Annotated in this window: 12 protein-coding genes; 8 read left to right on the top strand and 4 right to left on the bottom strand. The window is 72.7% G+C overall.

The features are described from left to right. Nucleotides 1-20: 20 nt before the first annotated feature. From AB3M81_RS05080 to AB3M81_RS05065, 4 genes are all read left to right on the top strand, one after another. Nucleotides 21-470: a hypothetical protein gene (locus AB3M81_RS05080; RefSeq protein ID WP_412902818.1), complete on the top strand. Its 450-nt coding sequence runs from the start codon at nucleotides 21-23 to the stop codon at nucleotides 468-470. Nucleotides 471-705: 235 nt separating this feature from the next. Next, nucleotides 706-978 (top strand): SHOCT domain-containing protein, encoded by a 273-nt coding sequence (locus AB3M81_RS05075; RefSeq protein ID WP_412902817.1) that lies wholly within the window; start codon nucleotides 706-708, stop codon nucleotides 976-978. Nucleotides 979-1,028: 50 nt separating this feature from the next. Continuing rightward, nucleotides 1,029-1,907, top strand: coding sequence for an NAD(P)H-dependent flavin oxidoreductase (locus AB3M81_RS05070; protein WP_412902816.1), 879 nt, complete (start codon nucleotides 1,029-1,031; stop codon nucleotides 1,905-1,907). Next, nucleotides 1,895-2,035: a hypothetical protein gene (locus AB3M81_RS05065; RefSeq protein ID WP_412902815.1), complete on the top strand. Its 141-nt coding sequence runs from the start codon at nucleotides 1,895-1,897 to the stop codon at nucleotides 2,033-2,035. Before AB3M81_RS05070 ends, AB3M81_RS05065 begins: the two co-directional genes overlap by 13 nt. Before the next feature lie 6 nt (nucleotides 2,036-2,041). On the opposite strand, the gene AB3M81_RS05060 is transcribed toward AB3M81_RS05065, so the two are convergent. Genes AB3M81_RS05060 through AB3M81_RS05045 form a run of 4 tightly spaced genes read right to left on the bottom strand, consistent with a single transcriptional unit; the run spans nucleotide 2,042 to nucleotide 7,425 of the window. Next, nucleotides 2,042-2,536 (bottom strand): beta-class carbonic anhydrase, encoded by a 495-nt coding sequence (locus tag AB3M81_RS05060; protein ID WP_412902814.1) that lies wholly within the window; start codon nucleotides 2,534-2,536, stop codon nucleotides 2,042-2,044. Next, nucleotides 2,533-4,248: an MFS transporter gene (locus AB3M81_RS05055; protein ID WP_412902813.1), complete on the bottom strand. Its 1,716-nt coding sequence runs from the start codon at nucleotides 4,246-4,248 to the stop codon at nucleotides 2,533-2,535. The genes AB3M81_RS05060 and AB3M81_RS05055 overlap by 4 nt, the downstream gene beginning before the upstream one ends. 4 nt (nucleotides 4,249-4,252) lie before the next feature. Beyond that, nucleotides 4,253-4,942, bottom strand: coding sequence for an LppX_LprAFG lipoprotein (locus tag AB3M81_RS05050; RefSeq protein WP_412902812.1), 690 nt, complete (start codon nucleotides 4,940-4,942; stop codon nucleotides 4,253-4,255). 5 nt (nucleotides 4,943-4,947) lie between these two features. Beyond that, complete coding sequence (locus AB3M81_RS05045) at nucleotides 4,948-7,425, bottom strand: DNA gyrase/topoisomerase IV subunit A (protein ID WP_412902811.1); 2,478 nt, start codon at nucleotides 7,423-7,425, stop codon at nucleotides 4,948-4,950. 68 nt (nucleotides 7,426-7,493) lie between these two features. On the opposite strand from AB3M81_RS05045, the gene AB3M81_RS05040 reads away from it, so the two are divergent. Genes AB3M81_RS05040 through AB3M81_RS05025 form a run of 4 tightly spaced genes read left to right on the top strand, consistent with a single transcriptional unit; the run spans nucleotide 7,494 to nucleotide 12,547 of the window. Further along, complete coding sequence (locus tag AB3M81_RS05040) at nucleotides 7,494-10,211, top strand: bifunctional acetate--CoA ligase family protein/GNAT family N-acetyltransferase (protein ID WP_412902810.1); 2,718 nt, start codon at nucleotides 7,494-7,496, stop codon at nucleotides 10,209-10,211. Beyond that, nucleotides 10,208-10,783: a DUF5998 family protein gene (locus tag AB3M81_RS05035; protein WP_412902809.1), complete on the top strand. Its 576-nt coding sequence runs from the start codon at nucleotides 10,208-10,210 to the stop codon at nucleotides 10,781-10,783. The genes AB3M81_RS05040 and AB3M81_RS05035 overlap by 4 nt, the downstream gene beginning before the upstream one ends. Beyond that, nucleotides 10,780-11,874, top strand: a complete 1,095-nt coding sequence (locus tag AB3M81_RS05030; RefSeq protein WP_412902808.1) for an alkaline phosphatase family protein — start codon at nucleotides 10,780-10,782, stop codon at nucleotides 11,872-11,874. Before AB3M81_RS05035 ends, AB3M81_RS05030 begins: the two co-directional genes overlap by 4 nt. 19 nt (nucleotides 11,875-11,893) lie before the next feature. Beyond that, on the top strand, nucleotides 11,894-12,547 hold the full coding sequence (locus AB3M81_RS05025) for a thymidine kinase (RefSeq protein WP_412902807.1): 654 nt from the start codon (nucleotides 11,894-11,896) through the stop codon (nucleotides 12,545-12,547). Nucleotides 12,548-12,659 lie beyond the last annotated feature (112 nt).

Genomic DNA, 12,659 nt, shown 5'->3' with positions numbered 1-12,659 from the left:
GACTCACGGTCGGCACAGTCGTGGATGATCTCGTCCAAGGGCGATTAGACGCCTTCGCGCTCGAGGTGGCCCGGGAATGTGAGGGACACGCGACCATCAACCGCGGCGAGCTGTCCGGCATCAGGTTTCTCGACGTGGAACCCACGTCGACGAGGGCCCTGCGTTTTTCTTGGATCGAGTACGGCGGCGATGGAGACGGTGCGCTGCAGCTCCAGGCGGGCCATCACGGCGGACGCTGGGAGCTCGAGGCGACGATGGAGGACGTGCAGTTTATCGAGGATGTTGCGCGAGCGGTCATAGCCGGACGCGTTGTCGAGACCTTCGGCCCGAAGCGCTCCCTCGTGGAGGTCACTCTCCTCAACGGCGAGGTCGTGCGCGAGACGGGCTATGACGCAGTGCGCGGCCTGATCCCGATGCCGGGTTGGCGACGGAGGGGTCGCAGAGTCGTCTACGCGCCGTACCGGCACTGAGCACCCAGTCGCGTGGTGGTGAGCGGTCAACGGAATCCGACCCGTATTCGGTTGACCAGCTACCGGCGGGCGCGGGGAAGGGTTGACAGCTCACTGCCTCCCACGCGGGCGGGTCGCCGCGGCCTCATCCGACGGGGATGAGGCTCGGTCGAGCCCGTTCGCGTGTACTGGGTGCGCTGGACCTGCCGCGGACTCCACCTCGCGTCCCCGGCGCGGGCAGGAGGAGGACCGAGCCATGCTGTTGCGCCCCGATTTCGGCTTCACGTTCGCGCGACCGGGCCTGATGAGGACCGCCGCCGGCGCGGCCGTGATCGCCGGCACCGGTGCCGCGACGGCCCGCGCGATGAGCCGCCGGTCGAAGCGCAAGGCACTCGAGCAGCCGGCCGCTCCGGCACCGGGAGCGGGGGACGCCCTCGTCGCGAGGCTGCAGGAGCTGGCGTCGCTCCACGACGCCGGCGATCTCACCGACGACGAGTTCACGCGCGCGAAGGCCCGGCTGCTGGCTTGACGTTCCGTGGGGGTTCCCCGGCACGCACGAACGGGGGAGAGGATGGGCTCATGCGGAGCCTGGACCTCACCTCGCCGGTCGTCGCGGCGCCGATGGCCGGCGGGCCGACCACCCCGGAGCTGCTGCGTGCCGTCGCCGGCGCCGGATCCCTCGGGTTCGTCCCGGCGGGCTACCGGTCGGCGGCGCAGCTGGCCGACGACGTCGCCGAGGCGCGCACCGTGGCGGGGGACGTCGGCGTCAACCTGTTCGTCCCCGAGCGTGAGCCCGTCGACCTGGAGGCGGTGCGGCGCTACCGCGACCTGATCGCCGCCGAGGTGGAGGCGCTGGGCGCCGCGGTGGGGCCGGTGGTCGAGCACGACGACGACGACTGGGACGCGAAGGTCGACCTCCTGGTCCGTGACCCGGTCCCGTGGGTCAGCTTCACGTTCGGCCTGCCCGACGCCTCGGTCGTGTCGCGCCTGCGCAGGGCCGGCTCGCGGCTGCTCCTGACGGTCACCGACGCCGACGAGGCCCGGGCGGCCGCGGAGCTCGACCCCGACGGACTGATCGTCCAGTCGGCGGCGGCCGGCGGTCATCGCGGGACGTTCGACCAGCGCCGGGCTCCCGGGACGGACGACCTCAGGACGCTCGTCGGCGCGGTCCGCGCGGCGACCGGCGTCCCGGTCGTCGCCGCCGGGGGACTGTCCGACGCCTCCGCGATCCGCGACGTCCTCGACGCCGGTGCCGAGGCGGTGGCGGTCGGCACCGCGCTGCTGCGGACCGACGAGGCCGGGACGAGGCCCACGCACCGTGAGGCGCTCGCGGACCCCGCGTCGACGAGTTCCACGATGCGCGCGTTCACCGGCCGGGTCGCTCGCGGGATCCGCACGGCGTTCAGCGACCGGTACGAGGACCAGCCCCGCCGGCCTACCCGGCCGTGCACCACCTGACGTCGCCGATGCGGCGCTGGGCGGCGCAGCACGCCGATCGCGACCACCTGCACCTCTGGGCCGGAACCGGCTTCCGGGAGGCCCGGCCGGTTCCGGCGGGCGAGGTGCTGGCGGCGCTGGCTCCCTGACGCCCGTCAGTCGACGGGGGTCAGCAGGCCCGAGTCGACGTCGTAGATGAAGCCGCCGACCTCGACCGAGTCCGGGACGAGCGGGTGGCTCTTGACCTTGTGCACGTCGGCGCGCACGGTGGCCTGCTGGTCCTCGATCACGCCGATCGACATCCACGAGGCGTCGGTACCGGTGAACCCGGCGATGCGCTCCTTGACCTGGTCCTCGGTCGACGAGGCCATGGCGCAGCGCGTGTGCTCGATCACCAGGACGCGCTTGACCTGCAGCAGGCTCACGCCCAGCACGATCGCGACGAGCACCTGGTCCGTCACACGGCCGCCGGGGTTGCGCAGGATCTTGGCGTCGCCCTCCTTGAGGCCGATCATGGCGAGGGGATCGATGCGCGAGTCCATGCAGGTCACCATGAGGACGCCTGCGCGGGCGATGCCGTCGAAACCTCCCTCGTGGTCCTCGGCGTAGCGACGGTTGGCTTCCAGAAGGTCATCGAAAGTGGTGGTCACGAGGAAAACGTAGCGCGACGGCGCAGGAGCAGCAGGGCGAGGGCGGCGCCGGCGAACGCGGCCACCGCGGCGCCCGCGAACACCGCCTGCAGCTGCGCGATGCCGGCGCCCCGCATCGCGGTGGTGTACGCCTTGCACGACGAGGAGGCGCCGGGACACAGCTCCTCGATCGGCGGCAGGTCGGCGACGGCTCCGTGGAACGCCTGCAACCCCAGGGTGGTCAGCACCGAGATGCCGATCAGCATGCCGATCATGCGGGCGACGACGACGAGCGCGCTCGCGAGTCCGTGGACCTCGTCGGCGGTGTGCTCCAGCAGGGCGGCGTTGACCGGCGCGATCGCGAGGCCGAAGCCCAGGCCGCACGCGGCCAGCACGACCGTGGAGGCGACGGGCGACTCCAGGGCCTCGGCGTCCCAGTTCGCCATGACGACGAAGCAGGCGCCCGCGAGGACCAGGCCGGCGGCGGTGAGCGGTCCGGCGGCCCAGCGACGCAGCAGCCAGCCGCCCAGCACGGCGCCGACCGGCAGCGCGACGAGGAACCGGACGAGGACGAGCGCCGCCTCGAGCTGGTCGCCGGGGGCGATCGTCAGGCGGGCGAAGAACGGGATGTCGACCAGCGCCGCGATGAGCGCCGCGCCCACGAAGAACGAGACGACGACGGCGCCCCACGCGGGCCGGGCCGCCAGCGCGCCGCGGGGGACGAGCGGGTTCGCCGCACGTCGCCCGCGCCACACGAACAGGGCCAGGGCCACGACCGCGAGCGGCAGGAGGACGACGGCGTCCTCAGAGAGCGCCGCCGCCTCGGGCTCGGCGCTGGCGAAGGTCACGATGATCGCGCCCAGCGCGACGGTGAGCGCCGCGGCGCCCCACAGGTCCGTCTCGCGGGCGATCTCGGCCCACCCACGCCAGTCCAGCAGCGGGCGCGCCGCCGTGGCCTGGCGCACGGCGAACAGCGCGAGCAGCGCGTAGCCGGCCAGGGCGAGCGGCGTGAGCCAGCGGGACTCGCCGGTGACGGGCAGGAACGCGAGGCCGCTCGTGACACCGGTGGTGAGGGACTCCGGCTCGAGCATGACGAGCAGCAGGCATCCGCCCGCCGAGAGCGCCAGCACGAGGCCGATCAGGTCGGGGCGCACGGCGCCGGGGGCCGGCCGGTGGCGCAGCAGCGCGGCGGCGATGACGAGGCCGACGATCGCGTTGAGCCAGAAGATGTCGTGCCACGTGCCGAACGCCAGGATCGCGGCGCCCCACAGCGGGCCCACGACGCTGCCCAGCTCCTGGACGGCGCCCACGATGCCGAGCGGCAGGCCGCGCCGCTCGGCGGGCCAGGTGTCAGCGATCAGGGCGAGGGTCGGCGGGATCAGCCCGCCGCCGCCGATACCCTGGACGAGCCGGCCCAGGACGATCGTGGTGAGGTCGTACCCCGCGGCGGTGATCACCGAGCCGATCGCGAAGACGACGAGGCAGCCCAGCAGGACGGGCACGCGGCCGCGCAGGTCCGACACGCGCCCGATGAGCGGCAGCACCGCGACGTAGCCGAGCAGGAAGCCCGAGACGATGGGCGCGGCGCGCTGGAGGTCGTCGACCGTCAGGCCGGCGGCCGTCATCATGTCCGGCAGCGCCAGCACGACGACGTACGTGTCGGCCGCAGCGAAGCCGATCGCGACCGCGGCGAGCGCCAGCAGGCCTCGCGAGGCCAGCTCCCGGGTCGCCACGTCGTCAGGGAGCGGTGATGTCCGCGGGCTCGTCGCGCGGATCGAGGGTGAGCGTGTACGTGACGTCGGCGTCGCCGTAGAACGGCCCCGTGAGGGTCGCGTCGTGCAGCTCGTCGTCGTCCGTCAGGCGGTACGTGACGTCGAAGTCGGCCGACTCGTCGGCGCTCGGGATGAGGTCCTGGATGCGCCCGCCGGGGATCGTGCCGGTGATCTCGGTCAGCACCTGCTTGCCGTCGCGCGACTGGTCGCCGGCCTCGACGTCCTCGGTGGCGCCGAGCAGCGAGCCGAGGCCGGAGTCGGAGTCCTTGCCGACGAGAGCTGCGGGGTCGGGGGCGCCGAGCGAGGCCGGGTCGAGCGGTGCCCAGACGGGTGCGAAGCCGGTCTTGGCGTAGACCTTGCCGTCCACGGCGATGACGTCGGCGCCGATCGAGGCGCCGCCCGCGACGACCGTGACCTCGCCCTCGAACGCAGGGGAGTGGTCGCCCACGCCCTTGGCCGACAGCAGGCCCTTCGCGCCGCTGGGCAGCTCGGGCGTCGACAGCGAGATCTCGAACGACTCGGCGTCCTCGAGCGCGGACGCGGCGGCGTCGAGCCGCTCGTCCGCCGGTGCGGATCCGTCGTCGTCCCCGGTGCACCCGCCGAGCAGGAGGGCGCCGCCGAGGGCCAGGGCAGTCAGCAGTCGTCGTGTGGACACGACGGTCAGTCTGGCACGTCCGGCGAGGCGGGGAGCCCGCGCGCGGACGAGGACACGCCCGCGATGGGCTGCGCCACCGGGGTGCCGGACGCGTCGCGCTTGGAGACCGGCTCGGGCAGGTCGACGGGGGAGCCGGACGCCGCCGAGGCGATCGGCGTGCCGTCGCCGACCCAGCCGAAGACGATCTCGTCCTCGCCGCTGAGCAGGCGCTGGCAGCGCACGCCGCCCGTGCCGCGACCCTTGGCGGGGTAGATCGACAGCGGGCTGACCTTGACCGACCCGGCCTGCGTGCCCGGCAGCGCGTCCGAGCTGCCGGCGACCGTCACGAGGTGCGCGCCCTCGAGGTCGCCCACCGCGCCGAACGCCACGACGTGCGCGCCGGCGCCCAGCTTGATGCCGGCGACGCCGCCACCGGAGCGCCCCTGCGGGCGGACCAGCGAGGCCGAGAAGCGCAGCAGCTGCGCCTCGGACGTGACGAAGGCCAGGTCCTCCTCGCCGGTGGACAGCGGGACGGCGCCCACGACGCGGTCACCGTCCTCGAGCCGGATGAGGTCCCACGAGTCGCGGTTGCTGAGGTGGTCGGGCCGGACCCGCTTGACGACGCCCGAGCGCGTGCCGAGCGCGAGCCCGGGCACGTCCTCGTCGAACGTCATGAGCGCGAGCGCGTCGCCGTCGAGGCTGAGCAGCTCGGTCAGCGGGACGCCGCCCTGCAGCCGGGGTGCGTCGGCGGTCGGCGGCAGCGCGGGGAGGTCGAGGACCTCGAGGCGGTGCACCGTGCCGGCGGACGTGACCACGCCGATCTGGCCGCGCGCCGTGGCGCGGACGACCGACACGACGGCGTCGTGCTTGCCGCGGCGGCCGATCTCGCCCAGCGGGGCGTCGTCGGACGTGCGGGCGACGAGTCCGGTGGAGGACAGCAGCACCCAGCACGGGTCGTCCGGGACCTCGATGGACGCGCCCTTGGCGGCCGGGGCGGGGACGCCCGCGGACTCCAGCAGCACGGTGCGTCGCGGGGTGCCGAACTTCTGCGCCATCTGGGAGAGCTCGTCACCGACGAGCGCCCGCAGGACGCCCTCGTCGGCCAGGATCGCCTCGAGCTGCTCGATCGTGCGGCGCAGCTCGTCGGCCTCGCGCTCGAGCTCGAGGCGCGAGAACTTCGTCAGGCGGCCGAGCTGGAGGTCGAGGATGTACTCGGCCTGCAGCTCGGACAGGTCGAACACCGAGATCAGGCGTTGGCGCGCCTCGCCGCGGTTCTCGGACGAGCGGATCAGCTGGATGACCTCGTCGATGTCGAGGATCGCGATGAGCAGGCCGTCCACCAGGTGCAGGCGGGCCGCGGCCTTGTCGCGGCGGTACGTCGTGCGGCGGCGCACCACGTCGATCCGGTGGTCGAGGTACACCTGCAGCATCTCGCGCAGGCCGAGCGTGCGCGGCTGGCCGTCGACGAGCGCGACGGCGTTGATGCCGAACGAGGTCTCCAGCGGCGTCTGCCGGTAGAGCTGCTCGAGCAGCGCCTCGGGGACGATTCCGTTCTTGACCTCGATCACGAGGCGCAGGCCGTGCGTGCGGTCGGTGAGGTTCTTCAGGTCCGAGATGCCCTGGATCTTCTTGGCCTGGACGAGCTTCTTGATCGACTCGATGACCTTCTCGGGGCCGACGTTGTAGGGCAGCTCGGTGACGACGATGCCCTTCTTGCGGGCGGTGACGTTCTCGATCCGGGCCGTGGCGCGCATCTTGAACGAGCCGTTGCCCGTGGCGTACGCGTCGCGGACGCCCTCGAGGCCGACGATCTTGCCGCCCGTGGGCAGGTCGGGGCCGGGGATGAAGCGCATGAGCGCGTCCAGGTCGGCGTCCGGGTGGTCGATGAGGTGGCGCAGCGCCTGCACGACCTCGACGAGGTTGTGCGGCGCGATGTTCGTGGCCATGCCGACCGCGATGCCCGAGGCGCCGTTGACCAGCAGGTTGGGGATGGCCGAGGGCAGGACGGTGGGCTCCTGCAGGCGGCCGTCGTAGTTGGGCTTGAAGTCGACCGTGTCCTCGTCGAGCGACGCGGTCATGGCCTCGGCGGCCTCGTCCATCCGGATCTCGGTGTAGCGCATCGCGGCGGGCGGGTCGTCGGGCGAGCCGAAGTTGCCGTGGCCGTCGAGCAGCGGCAGCCGCAGGGCCCACGGCTGGACGAGCCGGACGAGCGCGTCGTAGATCGCGCTGTCGCCGTGCGGGTGCAGCTTGCCCATCACCTCGCCGACGGGGCGGGCGCTCTTGACGTGGGCGCGGTCGTGCCGCAGGCCCATCTCGTCCATCGTGTAGAGGATGCGCCGCTGCACGGGCTTGAGCCCGTCCCGGGCGTCGGGCAGGGCGCGCGCGTAGATGACCGAGTAGGCGTACTCGAGGAAGCTGGAGCGCATCTCGTCGCCGACGTCGGTGTCGAGGATGTGCTCCTCGAAGTCCACGGTCTCGGTACCGGAAGCAGTCACGCGGGCCATTCTCCCGCGACCCGTCCCGGCGCTGACCCGCGACCCGCCGCGACCGGGGTAGGTTTGTGCTCGTGAGTGTGAGCGAACCAGTCGGGCTGACGACCGCGATGCCTCACCCGGTGCCCGCCTGGGAGGCCGACGTCCTCCTCAAGGACGGTCGGGTCGCGCAGATCCGCCCCATCGTGCCCGAGGACGCCCCACGGTTCGTCGCGTTCTACGACCGCGTCTCGGCCGAGTCGAAGTACTTCCGCTTCTTCGCGCCCTACCCGCGGCTGTCCGACCGCGACATCAAGCGCTTCACCACGGTCGACCACGACCGCCGGGTCGCCTTCGTGGTGACCCAGCACGACGACATCATCGCCGTCGGCCGCTACGACGCCGTCTCCGAGGACGAGGCCGAGGTCGCCTTCCTCGTCGAGGACGCCCACCAGGGCCGCGGCATCGGCCAGCTGCTGCTGGAGCACCTGGCCCAGGCCGGCCGCGAGCGCGGCTTCACCGAGTTCACCGCCGAGGTGCTGCCCGAGAACGTGCGCATGCTGCAGGTCTTCCGTGAGATGGGCTACACCATCAGCGGCACCCTCGAGGACGGCGTGCAGCGGCTGACGTTCGAGATCAACCCCACCGACTCCGCGCTGGGCGTCATGCGCTCGCGCGAGCAGCGGGCCGAGGCCGCCTCGATCGCCCGCATCTTCGATGCCCGCAGCGTCGCCGTCGTCGGCGCCAGCCGCCGCCAGGACTCGATCGGCCAGGCGATGGTGCGCAACCTCGTGCTGGGCGACTACGGCGGCACCGTCTACGCCGTGAACTCCCAGGCTGAGGCCGTCTCGGGCCTGACCGCCTACCCGACGGTGCGCGACATCCCCGGCGACGTCGAGATCGCGATCGTCGCCGTGCCCGCCGAGCACGTGAACGACGTCGTCCTGGACTGCGCCGCCAAGGGCGTCCACGGCCTCGTCGTGATCTCGGCCGGCTTCGCCGAGGAGGGCGCCGAGGGCCGCGCCCGCCAGCAGGAGCTGCTGCACCTGTGCCGCACGCACGGCCTGCGCCTCATCGGCCCCAACTGCCTGGGCATCATCAACACCGCCGCCGACGTCCAGCTCAACGCCTCGCTGTCCTCCACGATGCCGCCGCCCGGCCGCGTCGGGTTCTTCTGCCAGTCCGGCGCGCTCGGCTCGGCGATCCTCGAGACCGTCGCGGCCCGCGGGCTGGGCCTGTCCACGTTCGTGTCGGCCGGCAACCGCGCCGACGTCTCCGGCAACGACCTGCTGCAGTACTGGCAGCAGGACGACAGCACCGAGGTCGTGCTGCTGTACCTCGAGTCCATCGGCAACCCGCGCAAGTTCTCGCGCCTCGCCCGCCGCGTCTCCGAGGTCAAGCCGGTCGTGGCGGTGAAGTCGGGCCGCTCCACGCAGGGCGTCCCGGTCGGCCACACCGTGCGCAGCACGTCGGCGCCGCAGCAGGCGGTCGACGCGATGTTCCGCCAGGCCGGCGTCATCCAGGTCGACAACCTCGAGGAGATGTTCGACGTCGCGCAACTGCTGGCTCACCAGCCCCTGCCGCGCGGCAACCGCATCGCCGTCGTGGGCAACTCCGACGCCGTCGCGCTGATCGTGACCGACGCCGCGAAGTCGCAGGGCCTGCAGGTCGCGCCGCCGATCTCGCTCGGCGCCAACGCCGGCGCCGAGGAGTTCGAGGTCGCGATCGAGGCCGCCGTCGCGCGACCCGACGTCGACGCCCTCGTGTGCCTGTACACGCCGCCGATCTCCACCGACAGCGACGCCGTCGCCAATGTGCTCGCCGCGATCGGCGAGCAGTCCGACAAGCCGATCGTCTCGACGTTCCTGGCCAGCAAGGGCATCCCGGTCCTGCTGCGGGTCCCGGACCTGCAGGGCCGCTCCGCCGGCCGCGGCTCGGTCCCGTCGTACGCCGCTCCCGAGGCGGCCGTGAAGGCCCTCGCGCGGGCCGTCAACTACGCCGAGTGGGCGTCGCGCGACCACGGCGAGTACCACGTCGCCGCCGAGCACCGCTCGGGCGACGCGAAGGCGCTCATCCGCGACATCCTCACGATCGCCCCGCGCGGTGCCGTGCTGTCCACCGAGCAGGTCCACTACCTGCTGTCCTGCTACGGCATCGACCTGTGGACGTGGATCAACGTGCACGACAAGCAGGAGGCGATCGCGGCCGGCGAGAAGCTCGGCTGGGACGTCGTCCTCAAGGCCGGCAGCGAGCACCTGCGCGCCCGGCCCGACCTCGACCACATCTGGCGCGAGATCCACGACGCCGAGGACATGGCCGAGGCGTGGGACTCGATGATGACGTGGCGCGGCATGCGTCCCGACACGACGTTCTTCGTCCAGAAGTCCGCTCCGCGCGGCGTCGGCGTCGCCTTCCGCGCCACCGAGGACCGCCTCTTCGGCCCGCTCGTCTCGTTCGGCATCGCCGGCGCCCCCAGCGAGCTGCTCGAGGACCGCAGCTACGGCATCCCGCCGCTGACCGACGTCGACGCGCGCGCCATGATCAGCGGCATCCGCGCCGCCCCGCTGCTGTTCGGCTACCGGGGCAGCGAGGCCGTCGACACCGCCGCGCTCGAGGACATCGTCCTGCGGCTGGCGGCGCTCAAGGACGACCTGCCCGAGGTGGTCTCGCTCGACCTCGAGCCCGTGCTCGTGAACGCCGACGGCTACACCGCGCTGAGCGCGCGCGCCAAGGTGATCCCGTCGTCCGACAGCCGCGGCGACTGGTTCGTCCGGCGGCTGAGCCAGCCCGATGCCTCGGCGGATACGCTGGGCCGGTGACGAAGATCCAGGATCGGACGCAGGACCTGTTCGCCGCGATCTCGGTCAGCGGGTACTACCCCGAGATCGTCTCGGGCGCCCTGCAGGACGCCCTCGCGGGCGAGCCGGCCGAGGCGTTCGTCGTCCACCACGAGCCCACGTTCGACCGCGAGGAGATCCGCCGGCATATGACCGTGCTGGTGCTCACGCCGTCGCGCCTGCTGCTGACGCACACCGACGAGCACCCCGGCGACACGCTGCTGCCGAAGCCGTACACGTCGACCTCCGTCGAGGCGGTCCCGCTGTCGAGGGTCGCCGGCGTCGTCGTGACGCGCATGGTCTCGGCCGCCACGCAGCAGCTCGAGGAGGCCCTCCTCACGATCTCGTGGGGTGCCGTCTCGCGCGTCGAGCTCGAGCCCGCCCGCTGTGACGACCCCGAGTGCGAGGCGGACCACGGCTACACGGGCTCGATCAGCGGCGACGACTTCTCGCTGCGGCTGAGTGCCGCGGCCGAGGGCGGCGCCGCCGTCGAGGGCCTGCTGGAGTTCGCCCGCGAGCTCACGGCCGCCACGACCGTCTCCGGAGCTCGATGACCGCCGCACGCGCGGGCATCCACGAGGTGATGACCTCGGTGGGTGCCGCCCTCGGCGCACCGGGCTTCACCGACGTCCTGGGCCTGCCGCGCGCCGACCGGTTCGTGGTGCTGCTCGTCGACGGGATGGGCCTGGACCTCGTGCGCGAGCACGCCGAGCTGGCGCCGCACCTGGCCGCGCTGCCCAACGTCGAGGGCGTCCTCGCGGGCATCCCGTCCACGACGTCGGTCAGCCTGACCTCCCTCGGCACGGGCCTGCGTCCCGGCACGCACGGGATGGCCGGCTACACGTGCCGCATCCCCGGGACCCAGCGGTTCCTCAACACGCTGTCGTGGCACGACTCGGTCGACCCCGAGCAGTGGCAGCCCCACCGCAACGTCCTGCAGCGGCTGGCCGACGACGGCGTCGCCGTCACGGTGGTCAACAACCCCGACTTCGAGGACAGCGGCCTGACGCTATGCAGCCAGCGTGGCGTGCCGTTCGTCGGCGCCAAGCGGCCGTGGGACCGGCTGGCGGCCGTCGTCGACGCCGTCGAGCTGGGCGACCGCTCGCTCGTCTACGCGTACGAGCCGTCCCTGGACCACACCGGGCACGGGCACGGCGTCGCCTCCGAGGAGTGGCGCACGGTCCTCACCCAGGTCGACCGCGACGTGCAGGACCTGCGCGCGGCGCTGCCCGACGACGTCGTCTTGGTCGTCACCGCCGACCACGGCATGGTCGACGTGCCGGTCGCGGACCGCTTCGACCTCGTCGACCACCCGGGCCTGCGCAACGACGTCGTGCTCGTCGCGGGCGAGCCGCGCTTCCGCCACATCCACACCCGCTCGGGCTCCGAGCGGGCGGTGGCCAAGAAGTGGCGCCAGAAGCTCGGCGACCGCGCCGAGGTGCGGCTGCGCGAGGACGCGGAGGAGTGGTTCGGGCCGCTCGACCCCGCGGTCCGAGGGCGGTTCGGTGACGTCGTCGTCGCGGCGCTCGACGACTTCGCGGTCTTCGCCTCCGACGTCTTCAGCATCGAGCTGAAGCTGCGGGGCTTCCACGGTTCCATCACCGGGCGCGAGCGGCGCATCCCCGTGCTCGTGTCCACGCAGTAGACAGGACGAGGCAGGCGACGTGGCAGAACTGGTCTTCTACTCCGGCACGATGGACTCGGGCAAGAGCACCCTCGCGCTGCAGCTCGACCACAACCACCGGGCGCGCGGCCGGGTGGGGCGCATCTACTCGTCCCACGACCGGGCGGGGGAGGCCGTGCTGTCCAGCCGGCTGGGCCTGTCGACGCCGTCGGTGGAGGTCGGGAACGACCTCAACTTCTGGAACGACGTCGTGGGCGAGCTGACCTCGGGCGGCCGCGTCGACTACCTCGTCTGCGACGAGGCGCAGTTCTACACCGCCGAGCAGATCGACCAGCTGGCCAAGGTCGCCGACGAGCTCGCGATCGACGTGTTCTGCTTCGGGATCCTCACCGACTTCCGCACGCACCTGTTCACGGGCTCGCGCCGGCTCATCGAGCTGGCCGACCGGGTCCTGCCGCTGCAGGTCGAGACGCTGTGCTGGTGCGGCGCCCGGGCGACGCACAACGCGCGCACCGAGGACGGCGAGATGGTGACCGAGGGCGAGGTCATCGTGGTGGGCGACGTCGAGGACCCCGACCGCCCGCGCCCGTTGGTGGGGTACGAGGTGCTGTGCCGCCGTCACCACCGGCGGCGGATGACCGCCGCGCGGGCGCAGGCGGGCGTGCTGTCCCCGGACGTCCTGCCGTTCGACTGAGCACCGCCCCGGCGGGGCGTGATCTCGATACACGCCTCGCTTCGCTCGTCAGCTACTCGATCACCGGGTGGCTGACGCAGCCGCGATTCCGGCGGTCGAGTAGGTCGGCGAG

Origin of the sequence: Aeromicrobium jepli (assembly GCF_047246605.1) — a bacterium.
GTDB lineage: Bacteria > Actinomycetota > Actinomycetes > Propionibacteriales > Nocardioidaceae > Aeromicrobium.
Note: the sequence above shows the minus strand (reverse complement) of the source record. Positions and strands in the feature narration are given on the sequence as shown.

Bases quoted from the DNA above. Each gene is read 5' to 3' on its own strand.
- AB3M81_RS05075 (WP_412902817.1), top strand. From the start codon at position 706: ATGCTGTTGCGCCCCGATTTCGGCTTCACGTTCGCGCGACCGGGCCTG.
- AB3M81_RS05070 (WP_412902816.1), top strand. From the start codon at position 1,029: ATGCGGAGCCTGGACCTCACCTCGCCGGTCGTCGCGGCGCCGATGGCC.
- AB3M81_RS05045 (WP_412902811.1), bottom strand. From the start codon at position 7,425: ATGGCCCGCGTGACTGCTTCCGGTACCGAGACCGTGGACTTCGAGGAG.
- AB3M81_RS05030 (WP_412902808.1), top strand. From the start codon at position 10,780: ATGACCGCCGCACGCGCGGGCATCCACGAGGTGATGACCTCGGTGGGT.